The sequence below is a fragment of the Micromonospora sp. NPDC003241 genome, from assembly GCF_053589795.1.
The window spans coordinates 14,567-30,410 of the sequence record NZ_JBSFSO010000067.1 but is presented as its reverse complement, the minus strand read 5'-3'; the positions used below and the strand labels follow the sequence as shown (position 1 = coordinate 30,410).

Annotated in this window: 14 protein-coding genes; 13 read left to right on the top strand and 1 reads right to left on the bottom strand. The window is 72.0% G+C overall.

Going from position 1 to position 15,844, the window contains the following annotated elements:
• Window positions 1–108: 108 nt before the first annotated feature.
• Window positions 109–990: a Crp/Fnr family transcriptional regulator gene (locus ACWDVW_RS30910; RefSeq protein WP_449956028.1), complete on the bottom strand. Its 882-nt coding sequence runs from the start codon at window positions 988–990 to the stop codon at window positions 109–111.
• A gap of 169 nt (window positions 991–1,159) precedes the next feature.
• Here ACWDVW_RS30910 and ACWDVW_RS30905 point away from each other — a divergent pair, with 169 nt between their 5' ends.
• The 13 genes from ACWDVW_RS30905 to argH all read left to right on the top strand — a co-directional run bounded on the left by ACWDVW_RS30905 (window position 1,160) and on the right by argH (window position 15,767).
• Window positions 1,160–1,990 (top strand): hypothetical protein, encoded by an 831-nt coding sequence (locus tag ACWDVW_RS30905; RefSeq protein WP_449956025.1) that lies wholly within the window; start codon window positions 1,160–1,162, stop codon window positions 1,988–1,990.
• Window positions 1,987–4,269, top strand: coding sequence for a hypothetical protein (locus ACWDVW_RS30900; protein WP_449956022.1), 2,283 nt, complete (start codon window positions 1,987–1,989; stop codon window positions 4,267–4,269). The genes ACWDVW_RS30905 and ACWDVW_RS30900 overlap by 4 nt, the downstream gene beginning before the upstream one ends.
• 113 nt (window positions 4,270–4,382) lie before the next feature.
• The gene (locus tag ACWDVW_RS30895) at window positions 4,383–5,090 is read left to right on the top strand and encodes a hypothetical protein (RefSeq protein WP_449956019.1); all 708 of its coding nucleotides are present in this window, start codon (window positions 4,383–4,385) and stop codon (window positions 5,088–5,090) included.
• A gap of 213 nt (window positions 5,091–5,303) precedes the next feature.
• Window positions 5,304–6,506, top strand: coding sequence for a nucleotide sugar dehydrogenase (locus ACWDVW_RS30890; protein WP_449956016.1), 1,203 nt, complete (start codon window positions 5,304–5,306; stop codon window positions 6,504–6,506).
• Window positions 6,503–7,303: a glycosyltransferase family 2 protein gene (locus tag ACWDVW_RS30885; protein WP_449956014.1), complete on the top strand. Its 801-nt coding sequence runs from the start codon at window positions 6,503–6,505 to the stop codon at window positions 7,301–7,303. The genes ACWDVW_RS30890 and ACWDVW_RS30885 overlap by 4 nt, the downstream gene beginning before the upstream one ends.
• Before the next feature lie 8 nt (window positions 7,304–7,311).
• Window positions 7,312–8,337, top strand: a complete 1,026-nt coding sequence (locus ACWDVW_RS30880; RefSeq protein ID WP_449956011.1) for an NAD-dependent epimerase/dehydratase family protein — start codon at window positions 7,312–7,314, stop codon at window positions 8,335–8,337.
• Between the two features lie 107 nt (window positions 8,338–8,444).
• Window positions 8,445–9,446 (top strand): N-acetyl-gamma-glutamyl-phosphate reductase, encoded by a 1,002-nt coding sequence (gene argC / locus ACWDVW_RS30875; protein WP_449956008.1) that lies wholly within the window; start codon window positions 8,445–8,447, stop codon window positions 9,444–9,446.
• Complete coding sequence (argJ, locus tag ACWDVW_RS30870) at window positions 9,443–10,612, top strand: bifunctional glutamate N-acetyltransferase/amino-acid acetyltransferase ArgJ (RefSeq protein ID WP_449956005.1); 1,170 nt, start codon at window positions 9,443–9,445, stop codon at window positions 10,610–10,612. The genes argC and argJ overlap by 4 nt, the downstream gene beginning before the upstream one ends.
• Window positions 10,613–10,693: 81 nt before the next feature.
• Window positions 10,694–11,581 carry an acetylglutamate kinase gene (argB, locus tag ACWDVW_RS30865; RefSeq protein WP_350700076.1) on the top strand — a complete coding sequence of 296 codons (888 nt, stop codon included), beginning with the start codon at window positions 10,694–10,696 and terminating at the stop codon, window positions 11,579–11,581.
• Window positions 11,578–12,810 carry an acetylornithine transaminase gene (locus tag ACWDVW_RS30860; RefSeq protein WP_449956002.1) on the top strand — a complete coding sequence of 411 codons (1,233 nt, stop codon included), beginning with the start codon at window positions 11,578–11,580 and terminating at the stop codon, window positions 12,808–12,810. The genes argB and ACWDVW_RS30860 overlap by 4 nt, the downstream gene beginning before the upstream one ends.
• Entirely contained in the window at window positions 12,807–13,733 is a 927-nt protein-coding gene (argF, locus tag ACWDVW_RS30855; protein WP_449955999.1) for an ornithine carbamoyltransferase, read from the top strand. Before ACWDVW_RS30860 ends, argF begins: the two co-directional genes overlap by 4 nt.
• Window positions 13,730–14,245 (top strand): arginine repressor, encoded by a 516-nt coding sequence (locus ACWDVW_RS30850; RefSeq protein WP_117230175.1) that lies wholly within the window; start codon window positions 13,730–13,732, stop codon window positions 14,243–14,245. The genes argF and ACWDVW_RS30850 overlap by 4 nt, the downstream gene beginning before the upstream one ends.
• A gap of 58 nt (window positions 14,246–14,303) precedes the next feature.
• The gene (gene argH, locus ACWDVW_RS30845; protein WP_449956034.1) at window positions 14,304–15,767 is read left to right on the top strand and encodes an argininosuccinate lyase; all 1,464 of its coding nucleotides are present in this window, start codon (window positions 14,304–14,306) and stop codon (window positions 15,765–15,767) included.
• The last annotated feature ends 77 nt before the right edge of the window (window positions 15,768–15,844 follow it).

The window sequence follows — 15,844 nt, the reverse complement described above, 5'->3', positions numbered from 1 at the left end:
CGCTTCCAGGCGACCCTGCGCGGCGCCTGACGAAGAAGTAAGGAAGGGTCCCCTCCTAACGCCTCGTGCATAGGAGGGGACCCTTCCTAACATCCCGGCCTGCTCCGGTCAGGTCCCGTCGTCGAGGCAGCCGAGGGTCCGTAACCCGTCCAGGTCACGGACGGTCATCCGCCGGTAGTCCGTGTCCACCAGGCCCTCGTTGCGCAACTCCCGGAGACTCTTCTGAATCGAGGTCTCGGAGGCGCCGCAGATCGTGGCGAGCTCCGACTGGGTCAGCCGGACGTCGATGACGACCCCGCCCGCCGCCTGCCGGCCGTGGGTGCGGGACAGCTCCGCCACCACCCTGGCCACCCGGATGGTCACCGGGTAGGAGGTGAAGTCGATCCGCCGCCGGTTGGACCAGCGCAACCGATCCGACACCATCGCGGCGAGTTCGAGCGCGGCGTCGGGATGGCCCTTCAGGAACGCACGGAATCGGTCGGACGGGATCACGCTGTACCGGGCGGGCCCGCAGGCGGTGACGGTCGCCGAGCGCGGCTGGTCGTTGAGCGCTGACATCTCCCCGACCAGGTCGCCGCCGACCCGCAGGGACAGCAGCGCGGTACGTCCGTCGGCCAGCGCTGCGGTCACCTTCGTCAGGCCGTCCTCGATGAGGATCAGGTGGGACTCCCGCAGGCCCTCGTGGATCAGGATCTGACCGGCCGGCACCCGGCGGCGGACCCCGAGGTCCAGGAGAGCGGCCCGTACGCCAGGACCCAGTCGTTGAAGAAAGGTGCCGTGAGGCCACTCCGGAATCTGGGGTGGATCTCGCCGCATCAAGGCTCCCACTCTGCTCAGCCAACGACAGCGGTCGAAGCGTAACCGGTCGCCTACGATCTTCGGCGCCCGCCGGAGCAGAGCCGCCGTGAGCAGGTAGCCGACCAGCAGACCGATGGTCGGCAGCAATTCCAGCTCCAGCCCCAGGAGCAGGTCGATCGGGACCGTCCACATACGGCGAGTACACCGTGCCGCGCCGACCGCAATGCCCGCACAGGACGGGATGACGGTTGGTCGACAACCGAGGCGATGCCGTACTTCTACGGGGTCTGCGCCTGTCGGCGCGGCTTGGATGTCCCCTGGTGCCAGGACCGGCAGGGTGTGGTGACGAAGGGGTGATGACATGCGACATCCGGAGCGGCGGATGCTGATCTGCGTGGACATGGAGCGCTACAGCGGGCGCGGCAACGTCCAGCAGTACGAGGCGCAGCAGGACTTCCACCGCCTGCTGCGGGAGGCGGCCGCAGAGGTCGGCCTGCACCGGGAGGGCTGGACGACGCAACAGTCCGGTGACGGCGAACTGGCGATCCTGCCGCGCGAACTGCCCGAGGCATATCTGATCGGCCGGTTCGTGCCGGAGCTGAACCGCCGGCTGCGTCGCTACAACGTCAGCCGACTCCCGTCGGCCCGCATCCGGCTGCGGATCGCGGTGCACCAGGGCATGGTGCACCTGGACGGGGCCAACGGCTTTCCCGGCCAGGCGGTCGTACTGGTGAGCAGGCTCTGCGACGCCGCACCGGTCCGGCGTGCGCTGGCCGCGTTCCCGGACGCCGGGATCGCGCTGGTGGTCTCCTCGGACATCTATCGCGACGTGGTCACCGAGTATCCCGAGCAGATCCGCCCGGACCGGTTCCAGCGGATCGACGTGCGCATCCCGGACAAGCGGTTCGAGGCTCAGGCGTGGCTCTGCGTCGTGGACGAGGACATCGCCTCGTGGACGGGCGGTGAGTCGCCGGAGCCGTCCGGTGAGGTGGGAGAGAACAGGTCGGGGGAGGAGACGGGGAGGGGTGCCGGGCGGGATGGTGCCCCCGCGTACCGGACCCCGGATCCGTCGGCCGGCGGGATCCGTACCGGTGACATCCGTGTCGACGGCCAGAACGCGGTGGGACACGGCGCCATGGCGATCGGCTCGGTGGGGCGGGACGTCCATCTTCGTCCTGGCGCAGACCGATGATCGACCCGAACCCGCAGTCGGCGCCCCACGACACCGTGCCCGGCCCTCCACCGGACACGCCGGAGTCCGCGCCGGAGAGCGGTGAGACTTCACCGCCGGTCGACGACGGTCCGACACCGGAGGCCGGTGCGGGCACGTCGGGGCCGGCGGAGCCGGCCGAGCCGGAGGACGTCGAGGATCCGCTGGATCCCGGCGACGTGCTGCGCCGACTGGCGGGTCTGCTCGGCGGCGTCGCCGGCGTCGAGGTGGGCGACGTCCTGGTACGGGGACAGAACGCCACCGGCCACGGTGCGATGGCGATCGGCACGGTCAACGTCACCGCGACGGCGGCGCAGGCGGGTCGGGTCTGGTCCGAGACGCTCAGCGCGACCATCGTCGGGGACGTGGTGTACGGCTACGCCCCGGCCGCCAGTGACCAGCAGCTCGACCGTGTGCTGAAGCAACGGCACGTGGTGTGTCTGTCCGGCCCTGCCGGCAGTGGCCGCTTCACCTCGGCGCTGGTCGGAGCAGCCCACCGGCACGGCCTCGACCGGGTCGGCGTGCTCGGTGTCACGCAGCCCGCCGACCTGCTCGGTGGTGCCACCGGACCTCGGTCGGGGTGCGGGTACGTCCTGCGGCTCACCGACGAGGCGGTGCTCGGTGTCGACGGCTACACGTTGGTCCGGTTGGCGTCGCGGGCCGAGACCGAAGGGGTGACGCTGCTGCTGGTCGGTGACTTCTCCCGACGGACCCGGGATCTCGGCGGGCACGTGATCGAGCATCGACCGGCGCCGGCCGGGGAGGTGTTCCGCGCCCGCCTGCGACGGGAACTGGCCGGACGCTGCGTCGGCTTCTGCGCCGACCGCTGCGACGGGGAGTGCCTGGAGCGGTACGTGGAGGAGGAGTGCGCGCGCCATCCGCTGCTCTCCGCCTATCTCGCCGCCGAACCCCGGTCGCGCGAGGTGGTGCCGGTGGTCGAGGCGATCGCCCGGACGCTGCCCCGCGCCGGCCAGCTCACCGACCGACTGGCGCAGTTGCTTCCCCAGCAGCTTCGCGAGCGCGCCGCGCGCATCCTCGATCCGCAGGACGACGTCGGCACCTCGGTGGGCTGGACCGATGAACAGGTACGCGCGTTCCGGCTCTCCTGTGCGGTGTTGGCGGGGCTGTCGACGGCGGAGATCCGGCTCGCCGCCGGCCGACTGGTGGCGGCCGAGACGCCGGAGCGTCCGCCGGGGGCCGCCGTGCCGGAGCGGGCACCGGCTGTCGCGGTACGGCTGCGCGGCGCCGCGCTCGACGATCTGCTCGGGACCACCCTGCGTGCCGCGGTGGTGGTGGATCCGGCCGACGGATGGTCCGCCGGTGGCGTACGGGTGCAGTTCGCGGCGGGCAGTGAGGATCTGCGATCGGCGGTGCTCGACGTCGCGTGGGCCGAGTGGTGGCCACCGGACGTCCTGCTCGGCTGGCTCGCCGACCTGGTGCGCACCGACCTGCCGGAGGTGCGCCAGGCTGCGGCGGGGGCGATCGGCTGGTCTGCCGGTCGGGACGTCCGGGCGGCCCTGGACACCGTGCGGGACCTGGCCCGGGACCGGCGGGCCGGGGTGCGGCAGGCCGCGGCGATCATCCTGGTCGCGATGGCTCTGCAGCCTCGCCTGCGCCAGCGGGTACGGGTCGAGTTGGACGGCTGGGCCGCCGGGACGGCCGCTCATCTGCGTGACACCGTGGCCCGCGCCCACGAACTGGGGTTGGCCCGTCTCTGGCCGGACGCTGCCCTGGTCCAGCTGCGGATGGTCGCGTCGGCGCGGATGCAGCGGTGGAACAACTCGGTGTCACGCGGGCTGGTCGAGGTGTACCAGGGTGGGAACGCCGCCGCGCTCATCCCCGACCTGGCCGATTGGACCCGGTCCAGCGACCGGGAGGTGCGGCTGCACGCCGCGCGGACCCTTCGGGTGCTGGCGGAGCGGTGGGCGCCGGCACCTCGGGAGCAGTGGCCGGAACTGCTGGACCTCACCCGGGCGGAGATCGTGTCCCGGCACGACCTGGCCGAGCTCTGGGCGACGGCGTTGAGCCTGCCGGAGACGGCGTACCGCACCTGGCGGACGCTCGGCTTCTGGCTGGACCGGGCCGACGGTCAGCCCGAGGTCGCCGGAGACGTGCTGGCGCTGCTGCGGCTCGTGCTGGCCGGACGGCCGCCGCTGCGCCGCAGGCTCGACCACCAGTTGCGGCACGTGTGGCGTCCCGTCATGCCGCGCAAGCCGCTGCTCGACGATGTCGGACGACTGATTCGTGAGGACAGCCGATGACCACTCCATCCCCTGGTAACCCGCCCACGCACCATGCCGTACCGCGTCAGCCGGAGCGCTCGTGGTGGCAGCGCGTCTTCTCGCCGATGCCCGTTGCGCCAGTGCCTGTGCCGATGCCCGCGCCGGTGCGGGTGACCTTCCGGCAGGACGTACCGAGACCGATGCTGGTGCCGGCCAAGGGTGAGGCCTTCGACTTCTGCCTGTACGTGGCCTACCTCTGGACGGCGTCGAACATGCCCTTCGAGGAGTTGCAGATGCGGGCCGAGGGCCTGTTGCCCTGGGCACGGAGCATCGTCCGGGAACGGGTGATCGACCTGGCCCGCGAGTACGAGCCGCACCGGGCCCACGATCTGGAGCGGGCGCTGAACAACGTGTTGATGCACCAGCGGTGGCCGCAGGAGCAGGGACAACTGCCGCAGTTCGGGGTGCGTATCCGGGTCAGCCCGGAGGATCGGGTACGCGAGCGGCTCCGCCCGTACTGGGAGGAGCGGATCAGACTGGAGTGCGACCACGAACTGCAGAAGATCCGGGCCCGCCAGGCCGACGAGTTGACCCGCCGCTGGGGCGCGGTGCTGCGGGACCTCGAGGACGACCCGGTCACCGCCCACGCGGCGGCTCTGGCCGGGCAGCAGTTCGCCGAGATCTTCCGGCGCTACGTCGAGGAGCGCCGGGGCAGCGTGCCGGACCTGGTGCGGCTGCTGCGGGAGGCGGTCAAGGGGCACAACGACCTCGCTCTCGGGCCGTCGGAGTACACGCAGGCGTGGGACGTGGCCCTGCGCACGTTCGAGCGGCAGCACGGATTGTCCGAGCAGGTCAACTGAGAGGTTAGGGCGCTCGCAGAGATGTTAGGAAGGGTCCCCTGCTATGCACGAGGCGTTAGCAGGGGACCCTTCCTTACATCCAGGGCAGAGATCGGCCGAAAGGCGGGTATCGATAGCTGTTTGGTTACCCGCGAGTCACGTCCGAGCGGTTAGCCTGCTTGGATTCCGCGCACCGAGGCCGATCGCCCCCGCCACCCCCACGGGAGTCCCCTCATGTCCGACGAGCCACCCTCCGCGGTCGACGTCTGCATAGTCGGTGGTTGTGGCCGGGTCGGCCTACCACTGGGCATCGCCTTCGCCGCCCGTGGGCTCTCCGTCGTGCTGTACGACCTCAACGCCGACGCGGTGGACACCGTCAACGCCGCCACGTTGCCGTTCGCCGAGGCGGGTGCCGCCGTACCGCTGGCCGAGGCGGTCGCCGCCGGTCGTCTCCGGGCCACCACCGACCCGGCGGCGGTGGGCGTCTCCGAGCATCTGGTGGTCGTCGTGGGGACCCCGGTCGACGAGCACCTCAACCCGGACCTCGGCGCCGTGCCCCGGGCTCTTGAGCGGTGCGCCGAGCACCTGCGGGACGGGCAGCTCGTCGTGCTGCGCAGCACCGTCTATCCGGGCGTGACCGCGCTGACCGAGAAGCTGCTGGCCGCCAAGGGGGTGCACGCCGACGTCGCCTTCTGTCCGGAGCGGATCGCCGAGGGCCACGCGATGACCGAGCTGTTCGCGCTGCCGCAGATCGTCGCCGCGCGTACGCCGGAGGCACAGGCTCGGGCGGAGCGGTTGTTCCGGCACCTCACCGAGCAGATCGTGCCGTTGCAGCCGGAGGAGGCGGAGCTGGCGAAGTTGTTCACCAACACGTGGCGCTACATCAAGTTCGCCACCGCCAACCAGTTCTGGATGATGGCCAACGACGTCGGGCTCGACTTCGCCCGGATCCGGCACGCCGTGGCGTACGACTACCCGCGCGCGGCGGACCTGCCGATGCCGGGGTTCGCCGCCGGACCGTGCCTGTTCAAGGACACCATGCAGTTGGCCGCGTTCAACCGGAACAATTTCGTGCTCGGCCACTCGGCGATGCTGATCAACGAGGGGCTGCCGCTGTACCTGGTGTCCCGGTTGGAGGACCGCTTCGACCTGGCCGCCTCGACGGTGGGCATCCTCGGGATGGCGTTCAAGGGCGGCAGCGACGACCCTCGGGAGAGCCTGGCGTACAAGCTGCGCAAGATCCTGGCGTTGAAGACCCGGGAGACGCTGTGCACCGACCCGTACGTGGTCGACGAGCGGTTCCTCGACCTGGACGAGGTGCTGCGCCGCTCGGATCTCCTGGTGATCGCGGCACCGCACGAACAGTACGCCCGCCTCGACACCGACCGACCGGTGATCGACATGTGGGGCCTGACCGGGCAGGGGGTGCGGGTGTGAACCCGCGCGTCTCGGTGATCGTGCCGGTCTACGACGAGGGCGAGGCGATCGTCCGCTGCCTGGAACGGATGCTGCGGGAGTTGATGCTCCCCGCCGAGGTGCTCATCGTGCACGACCAGCCCGAGGACACCACGGTGCCGTACGTCGAGCAGATCGCGCGGACCGATCCTCGGGTGCGGGCGGTGCTGAACACCTACGGCCGGGGACCGGCCAACGCGATCCGGTTCGGCATCGACGCGGCCCGGGCGCCGGTCGTGGTGGTGACGATGGCCGACGGCTGTGACGACCCCCGGCAGATCGACGAGCTGGCCCGGCTGGTGGACCGTGGGGTGGTGGTCGCGGCGGCGTCCCGCTACATGCCGGGCGGCCAGCAGGTCGGCGGTCCACGGTTGAAGCGGCTCATGTCCCGCTGGGCGGGCCGGAGCCTCTACACCTTCGCCCGGGTCGGCACCCGGGACGCCACCAACAGCTTCAAGGCGTACGACACCGCGTTCGTGCGGGAGGTCGGCATCGAGTCGCGGACCGGCTTCGAGATCGGGCTGGAGTTGACCGCGAAGGCGACCCGGCTGCGGCTGCCGGTGGCGGAGATCCCGACGATCTGGTTGGACCGGCCGCTCGGCGAGTCCCACTTCGACCTGGGGCGCTTCCTGCCGGGCTATCTGCGGTGGTACGTCTTCTCCTACGGTCGGCGGTTGAGCCGGGAGAAGCTGGCCGCCCGGCGCGGCCCGGCGGTCGTGACGGCCCCGCGCGGCACCGGGTACGACAAGCGCGGCACCGAGTACGAGAAGACGGCTTAGGAGCGTACGTGGCGAAGGTCCTGGTAACCGGTTCGGCCGGCTTCATCGGCGGCTACCTGGTCTCCGAGTTGCTCGATCGCGGGCACGAGGTGGTGGGGATCGACGACTTCTCGAAGTACGGGCCGGTCACCCACAGCTACGACGCGCACCCGCGCTTCCGGTTCGTCGAGGGCGACGCGCGCGACGTCGACCTGCTCACCGGCCTGCTCGACGGCTGTGACCACCTGGTCGCCGGTGCGGCGATGATCGGCGGGATCTCCTACTTCCACGCGTACGCCTACGACCTGCTCGCCACCAACGAACGGATCATGGCGGCCACCTGCGACGCGGCGATCCGGGCCCATCGGGAGGGACGGCTGACCAAGGTCACCTACCTCTCCTCCTCGATGGTGTTCGAGTCGACCGCGCACTGGCCGAGCCGGGAGGGCGACGAGCGTCGGATCCCGCCGCCGCTGTCCTCGTACGGCTTCCAGAAGCTGGCCGTGGAGTACTACGCCCGGGCCGCCTGGGAGCAGTATCAGTTGCCGTACACGATCGTGCGGCCGTTCAACTGCGTGGGCGTGGGGGAGGGACGGGCCCTGGGCCAGGCCGAGGTGCTCTCCGGCAACGTGAAGCTGGCCATGTCGCACGTGGTGCCCGACCTGGTGCAGAAGATCGTCAAGGGGCAGGACCCGCTGCACATCCTCGGCGAGGGCGACCAGGTGCGGCACTACACCTACGGCGGGGACCTGGCGCGGGGCATCGCGCTCGCCGTCGAGCACCCGGCCGCGCGCAACGAGGACTTCAACCTCTCCACCACGCGGTCGACCACCGTCCTGGAGTTGGCCGAGCTGATCTGGCACAAGATCAAGGGACCGGACGTGCCGTTCCGCCACGTCAGTGACGATCCCTTCGAGTACGACGTGCGCAAGCGCGTGCCGGACACCACCAAGGCCGCCGAGGTGCTCGGTTTCACGGCCACCACCTCGCTGGACGAGATGCTCGACGAGGTCATCCCGTGGGTGACCCGGGCGGTGGCCGAGGGCCGTCTCTGACGGTCCCGAACGCCGTCCGGTGACATCACCATGCAGTGGTATGCATGACCTTGCGGTCAGTCACCAGGCGCTGCTAACCTCTTCTGCATAGTCATGCGGAGGTAGGTATGGGAATTCGGGTCGCAGTCGCCGGGGCGAGCGGATACGCCGGAGGTGAGCTGCTGCGCCTGCTGGCCGGGCACCCCGAGTTCGAGCTGGTCGCCGCCACCGCGCACAGTCAGGCGGGGCAACCGCTGGACACGGTGCACCCGCAGCTCACCGGCATGGACCTCACCTTCGCGGCGACCACCCCGGACGTACTGGCCGACGCCGACCTGGTCTTCCTCGCCCTGCCGCACGGTGAGTCGGCCGCTCTCGCGGCCCGGCTGCCCGCGCAGGCGCGGGTGGTGGACCTCGGCGCGGACCACCGCCTGGTCGACGGCGACGCCTGGACCCGCTACTACGGCGGCACCCACGCCGGCGCGTGGACCTACGGCCTGCCCGAGCTGCCCGGCCAGCGGGAGCGCATCGCCGCCGCCACGCGGGTGGCCAACACCGGCTGTTACGCGGCCACCATCGTGCTGGCGCTGGCACCGCTGATCGCCGCCGGAGTCGCCGACCCGGCCGACGTGGTGGTCGTCGCCGCCAGCGGCACCTCGGGCGCGGGTCGGGCCGCCAAGACCCACCTGCTGGCCAGCGAGGTGGCGGGCGACCTGTCGCCCTACAAGGTCGGCGCCCACCAGCACGTACCCGAGATCAAGCAGGCCACCGGCGCGACCGGGCTGTCGTTCACGCCGGTGCTGGCGCCGATGCCGCGCGGCATCCTGGCCACCGTCACCGCGCGGCCGACCGGCGAGGTGGACCCCCGAGCGGTGCTGGCACAGGCGTACGCGGACGCACCCTTCGTGCACCTGCTGCCCGAGGGGCGGTGGCCGCACACCGCCGCCACCCTCGGCGGCAACGCCTGCCACCTCCAGGCCACCGTCGACGTCGACTCCGGTCGGCTGATCGTGGTCGCCGCCCTGGACAACCTCGGCAAGGGCGCCGCCGGCCAGGCGGTGCAGAACGCCAACCTGATGTTCGGTCTGCCCGAGACCACGGGCCTGTCCTGCTTCGGAGTCGCGCCATGACCGTCACCACCCCGGCGGGGTTCCGGGCGGCCGGGGTCGCCGCCGGCCTCAAGACCAGCGGCGCCTCCGACGTGGCCCTGGTGGTCAACGACGGCCCGGCCGCCGGGGTCGCCGCGGTCTTCACCAGCAACCGGGTCAAGGCCGCGCCGGTGATCTGGACCCAGCAGGTGGTCCACGGCGGCCTGGTCCGGGTGGTGGTGCTCAACTCCGGCGGCGCGAACGCCTGCACCGGCCCGGCCGGCTTCCAGGACACCCACGCCACCGCCGAACACACCGCCGCCGAACTGAGCGCGGTCACCGGCCGGGAGTACGGCGCCGGTGAGGTGGCCGTCTGCTCCACCGGCCTGATCGGTGAACGGCTGCCCATGGACAAGCTCCTGCCGGGAGTGGGCGCGGCGGTGCGGGCCCTGACCGGTGACGGTGGCGACGCCGCCGCCGAGGCGATCATGACCACCGACAGCCGACCGAAGACCGCCGTGACGCGCGGCGACGGCTGGACCGTCGGTGGCATGGCCAAGGGCGCCGGCATGCTGGCCCCCGGCATGGCCACCATGCTCTGCGTGCTGACCACCGACGCGGTGGCCACGCCGGAGACGCTCGGCGCGGCGCTGCGGGCCGCCACCCGGGTCACCTTCGACCGGGTCGACTCCGACGGCTGCATGTCGACGAACGACACCGTGCTGCTGCTGGCCAGCGGCGCCTCCGGAGTCGCGCCGAGCGAGGCGGAGCTGACCGACGCGGTCACCGCCGCCTGCCACGACCTGGCGAGGCAGTTGCTGGCCGACGCCGAGGGCGCCACGAAGGAGATCGCCATCGAGGTGGTCGGCGCGGCGAACGAGGACGAGGCGGTCGAGGTGGGCCGGTCGGTGGCCCGCAACAACCTGGTGAAGACCGCGCTGTTCGGCAACGACCCGAACTGGGGGCGGATCCTCGCCGCCGTCGGCACCACCTCCGCCGCGTTCGAGCCGGACGAGATCGACGTGGCGGTCAACGGGATCTGGATCTGCCGGTCCGGCGCCGCCGCCGAGGACCGCTCCCGCGTCGACCTGACCGGACGGGACGTCACCATCCGGATCGACCTGCACGCCGGGGCCGCCGAGGCGACGGTGTGGACCAACGACCTGTCGCACGGGTACGTGCACGAGAACTCGGCGTATTCGACGTGAGCGCGAGGAATGCAGCGAAGCGGAGTCCCGCAGTCGCGAGCAAAAGGTCAGCAACATGATCTCTTATGGAAGGCCGGTCCGGTGACCCTGACCTCGGATCTGACCCGCGCCCAGGAGAAGGCCGCCACCCTGATCGAGGCGCTGCCCTGGCTGGCCCGGTTCTCCGGCTCCACGGTCGTGGTCAAGTACGGCGGCAACGCCATGGTCGACCCCGAGTTGCAGCGGGCCTTCGCCGCCGACATGGTGTTTCTGCGCTACGTCGGGCTCAAGCCGGTCGTGGTGCACGGCGGGGGGCCGCAGATCTCGGCGATGCTCGGTCGGCTCGGCATCGACAGCGAGTTCCGGGGCGGCCTGCGGGTGACCACTCCGGAGGCGATGGACGTGGTCCGGATGGTGCTGGTCGGGCAGGTCGGCCGGGAACTCGTCGGGCTGATCAACGCGCACGGTCCGTTCGCGGTCGGTCTCTCCGGCGAGGACGCCGGGCTGTTCACCGCGGTACGCCGACACGCGTACGTGGACGGGGAAGCCGTCGACGTGGGCCAGGTCGGCGACGTCGAGTCGGTGGACGTCTCGGCGGTCGACGACCTGATCGGGGCGGGCCGGATCCCGGTCATCTCCACGGTGGCCCCGGACGTGGACGGGGTGCTGCACAACCTCAACGCCGACACCGCCGCCGCCGCGCTGGCGGTGGCGCTGCGCGCCCGCAAGCTGGTCGTGCTCACCGACGTGCCCGGCCTGTACGCCAACTGGCCGGACACCTCCAGCTTGGTCAGCGAGATCGGCACCACCGAGTTGGCCGAGCTGCTGCCGTCGCTGGAGTCGGGCATGGTGCCCAAGATGGAGGCCTGCCTGCGTGCGGTCACCGGCGGCGTACCCGCGGCCCACGTGGTCGACGGCCGGGTCGCGCACTCCACCCTGTTGGAAGTTTTCACCTCGGAAGGCTTCGGGACGATGGTGATCCCCTCATGAGCGAGCGGAGTGCCGGCATGACGCTGGTCGAGCGGTGGCGGCAGTCGATGATGGACAACTACGGCACGCCGCCGTTGGCCCTGGTGTCCGGTTCCGGCGCGGTGGTGACCGACGAGACCGGTCGGGAGTACGTGGACCTGCTCGGCGGCATCGCCGTCAACTCCCTCGGTCACGCGCACCCGGCCGTGGTGGCCGCCGTGTCGAAGCAGGTCGCCACGCTCGGACACGTCTCCAACCTGTACGTCGCCGAACCTCCGGTGGCCCTGGCGGAGCTGCTGCTGGCCCTGGCCGGACGTCCGGGTCGGGTGTTCTTCGCCAACTCCGGCGCGGAGGCCAACGAGGCGGCGTTCAAGCTGTCGCGGCGGACCGGCCGCACCCACGCGGTCGCCACCGTCGGTGGTTTCCACGGCCGGACCATGGGCGCCCTGGCGTTGACCGGTCAGCCGGCCAAGGCCGACCCGTTCCGTCCGCTGCCCGGCGAGGTCGACCACGTCCCGTACGGTGACGTCGCCGCGCTGGAGGCGGCGGTGACCGACGCGACGGCGATGGTGATCCTGGAGCCGATCCAGGGCGAGAACGGCGTGGTGGTCCCGCCGGCCGGCTACCTCGCCGCCGCCCGGCGGATCACCGCCCGGCACGGCGCGCTGCTGGTGATCGACGAGGTGCAGACCGGGATCGGTCGCACCGGGCACTGGTACGCGCACCAGGCCGAGGGCGTCGAGCCGGACGTGGTGACCCTGGCCAAGGGGCTCGGCGGCGGACTGCCGATCGGTGCCACCCTGGCCTTCGGTCCGGCCGCCGACCTGCTGGTCGCCGGGTCGCACGGCAGCACCTTCGGCGGCAACCCGGTGAGCTGCGCCGCCGCGCTCGCGGTGATCTCCACGATCGCCCACGAGGGGCTGCTCGACCACGTCAAGCGGATTGGGGAGCGGCTGCGCCGGGGCGTCGAGGGGCTCGGGCACCCGTTGGTGAGCGGGGTGCGGGGTGCCGGGCTGCTGCTCGGCGTGACGCTGACCGCGCCGGTGTCGGCCGCCGCCACCGAGGCGCTGCGCGGAGCCGGTTTCCTGGTGAACCCGATCCAGCCGGACGTGCTCCGGCTGGCCCCGCCGCTGATCCTCAGCGCCGACCAGGCCGACGCGTTCCTGGCCGCGCTGCCGGTCGCCCTCGACGCGGTGACGCCTACCCCCGGCCCGGCCGGTGACCTCGACCCGACGGAGGCCAACGCATGACCCGGCACTTCCTGCGTGACGACGACCTGTCGCCCGCCGAGCAGGCCGCCGTGCTCGACCTGGCGGCCCGGATGAAGGCCGACCGGTTCGCGTACGCGCCGCTCGCCGGGCCCCGGTCGGTGGCGGTGCTGTTCGACAAGCAGAGTCTGCGGACCCGGATCTCGTTCGACGCCGGCATCGCCGAACTCGGCGGGCACCCACTGGTGGTGGACACCCAGGTCACCCACTTCGGGCGGGGGGAGACGCTGGCCGACGCGGGCCGGGTGCTGTCCCGCTACGTGGCCGCGATCGTGCTGCGCACGCACGGCGACGACCGGATCGCCGAGGTGGCCGAGGGGGCCACCGTGCCGGTGGTCAACGCGCTGACCGACGGCTTCCACCCCTGCCAGCTCCTGGCCGACCTGCTGACCGTGCGGGAACGCTTCGGCGACATCGCCGGGCGCACCCTGGCGTACGTCGGTGACGCGGCGAACAACATGTCCCACTCGTACCTGCTGGCCGGCGCGACCGCCGGGATGCACGTCCGCGTCGCCGGTCCGGAGGGCTTCGCGCCCGACGCCGACGTGGTGGCCCGCGCCGAGGCGATCGCCGCCGACACCGGCGGCAGCGTCCAGGTGCTCGTCGACCCGGTCGCCGCGGTCCGGGACGCCGACGTGGTCGCCACCGACACCTGGGTCTCGATGGGGCAGGAGAGCGACGGGCTGGACCGCGCCACCCCGTTCCTGCCGTACCAGGTCAACGAGGAACTGCTCGGGCACGCCGCACCGACGGTGATCGTGCTGCACTGCCTGCCGGCGCACCGGGGCGAGGAGATCACCGACGAGGTGCTGGACGGCCCGCGCAGCGCCGTCTTCGACCAGGCGGAGAATCGGCTGCACGCCCAGAAGGCGTTGCTGACGTTCCTGCTGACGGAGACGACATGAGCGCACCGTTGACCCGTGCCGCCCGGCACGCCCGCATCGTCGAGCTGATCCGCGACCGGGCCGTCCGCTCGCAGACCGAGCTGGCCGAGTTCCTCGGCGACGAGGGCGTCCAGGTCACCCAGGCCACGCTCTCGCGGGACCTGAAGGAACTCGGCGCGGTCACCGCCCGGGGCGGCGACGGCCGGGCCGTGTACGTCATCCCGGAGGACGGTCACCGGCCGCTGCGCGACGCCGAGGCGGCGCCGGCCCGGCTGGTACGGCTGCTGCGGGAACTGCTCAACGAGGTCGACTCCAGCGGCAACATCGCGGTGCTGCGCACCCCGCCGGGTGCGGCGCAGTATCTGGCCAGCGCGTTGGACCGGGCGGGCCTGCCGGAGGTGGTCGGCACCATCGCCGGCGACGACACCATCCTCGTGGTGGCCCGCGAATCCGACGGCGGAGCCGCGCTCGGCGAACGACTCGCCGGCTGGGCCCGCCGCGACGAGTACACCGAAGGGAACACAGCACCATGACCGAGCGGGACCTCGGGCGGGACGCCCGGTGCGGAGCGTCGCGGTGGTGACCACCAGAATGGGCCAGGTGGACGACAAGAGCCTGACCGAGAACAGCGCGCCCGCCAACCGTACGAGCCTGTGGGGTGGCCGGTTCGCCGGTGGCCCGTCGGAGGCGCTCGCCCGGCTGTCGGTGAGCGTCCAGTTCGACTGGCGGCTGGCCCCGTACGACATCGCCGGTTCCCGGGCCCACGCCCGGGTGCTGGCCGGCGCCGGCCTGCTCGACCCGGACGAACTGGGCCGCATCCTCGCCGCCCTGGACGACCTGGAGGCGGCCTGCGCCTCCGGCGCGTTCCGGCCCACGGTCGACGACGAGGACGTGCACACCGCCCTGGAACGCGGGCTGCTGGAACGGCTCGGCAGCCTCGGCGGCAAGCTGCGCGCCGGCCGGTCCCGCAACGACCAGGTCGCCACCGACCTGCGGCTCTATCTGCGCGACCACGCCCGGGGGGTGGCCTCGCGGCTGGTCGAGCTGGCCGAGGCGCTGGTGGAGCAGGCCGAGCGGCACGTGGACACCGCCGCGCCCGGGATGACGCACCTGCAGCACGCCCAGCCGGTCACCTTCGGCCACTGGCTGCTCGCTCACGTGCAACCGCTGCTGCGGGACCTGGAGCGGCTGCGCGACTGGGACCACCGCACCGCCGTGAGCCCGCTCGGCGCCGGCGCGCTGGCCGGGTCGGGGCTGCCGCTGGACCCGGTGGCGGTCTCCAAGGAGCTGGGCTTCCGGACCTCGTTCGCCAACTCGATGGACGCGGTCGCGGACCGGGACTTCGTCGCCGAGTTCCTCTTCATCACCGCGCTGGTCGGCGTGCACCTGTCCCGCCTCGGCGAGGAGGTGGTGCTCTGGACGTCCCACGAGTTCGGTTGGGTGGAGCTGGACGACGCCTTCGCCACCGGCTCCTCGATCATGCCGCAGAAGAAGAACGCGGACATCGCCGAGCTGGCCCGGGGTAAGTCGGGACGGCTGGTCGGTGGGCTGGTCGCGGTGCTGACCATGCTCAAGGGCCTGCCCATGACGTACGACCGGGACATGCAGGAGGACAAGGAGCCGGCCTTCGACGCGGTCGACACCCTGGAACTGCTGCTGCCGGCCCTGGCCGGGATGATCTCCACCATGACGGTACGCGTCGACCGACTGGTCGCCGCCGCGCCGGTGGGCTTCTCGCTGGCCACCGAGGTGGCCGACTGGCTGGTCCGTAAGGGTGTGCCGTTCCGCGACGCGCACGAGATCACCGGCAAGCTGGTGGCGCTCTGCGCGGTCCGGGACTGCGCCCTCGACGAGGTCTCCGACGAGGACCTGGCCACGGTCAGCGAGCACCTCGACCCGAGCGTCCGGAACGTGCTGTCGGTCCGCTCGGCACTGGCCGCCCGGACCACGCCCGGCTCGACCGGCCCCGGCCCGGTCGCCGACCAGCTCGCCACCGCCGCCGACCGGCTGGCCGGTTGGCGGGAGTGGGCGGCGGAGCAGGTCGTACCCCGCTGAGGCGGTCGGCCCGGCCCGATCGACACCGGCCGGGCCGACCGCGTCGGGGTGACGACGGTCGGCCGAATCGAGTGACA

Coding starts and splice junctions, on each gene's coding strand:
- ACWDVW_RS30860 (WP_449956002.1), top strand. CDS start 11,578: ATGAGCGAGCGGAGTGCCGGCATGACGCTGGTCGAGCGGTGGCGGCAG.
- ACWDVW_RS30895 (WP_449956019.1), top strand. CDS start 4,383: ATGCCCGCGCCGGTGCGGGTGACCTTCCGGCAGGACGTACCGAGACCG.
- ACWDVW_RS30910 (WP_449956028.1), bottom strand. CDS start 990: ATGTGGACGGTCCCGATCGACCTGCTCCTGGGGCTGGAGCTGGAATTG.
- argJ (WP_449956005.1), top strand. CDS start 9,443: ATGACCGTCACCACCCCGGCGGGGTTCCGGGCGGCCGGGGTCGCCGCC.
- ACWDVW_RS30890 (WP_449956016.1), top strand. CDS start 5,304: ATGTCCGACGAGCCACCCTCCGCGGTCGACGTCTGCATAGTCGGTGGT.
- ACWDVW_RS30900 (WP_449956022.1), top strand. CDS start 1,987: ATGATCGACCCGAACCCGCAGTCGGCGCCCCACGACACCGTGCCCGGC.
- argF (WP_449955999.1), top strand. CDS start 12,807: ATGACCCGGCACTTCCTGCGTGACGACGACCTGTCGCCCGCCGAGCAG.
- argC (WP_449956008.1), top strand. CDS start 8,445: ATGGGAATTCGGGTCGCAGTCGCCGGGGCGAGCGGATACGCCGGAGGT.
- ACWDVW_RS30905 (WP_449956025.1), top strand. CDS start 1,160: ATGCGACATCCGGAGCGGCGGATGCTGATCTGCGTGGACATGGAGCGC.
- argH (WP_449956034.1), top strand. CDS start 14,304: ATGGGCCAGGTGGACGACAAGAGCCTGACCGAGAACAGCGCGCCCGCC.
- ACWDVW_RS30850 (WP_117230175.1), top strand. CDS start 13,730: ATGAGCGCACCGTTGACCCGTGCCGCCCGGCACGCCCGCATCGTCGAG.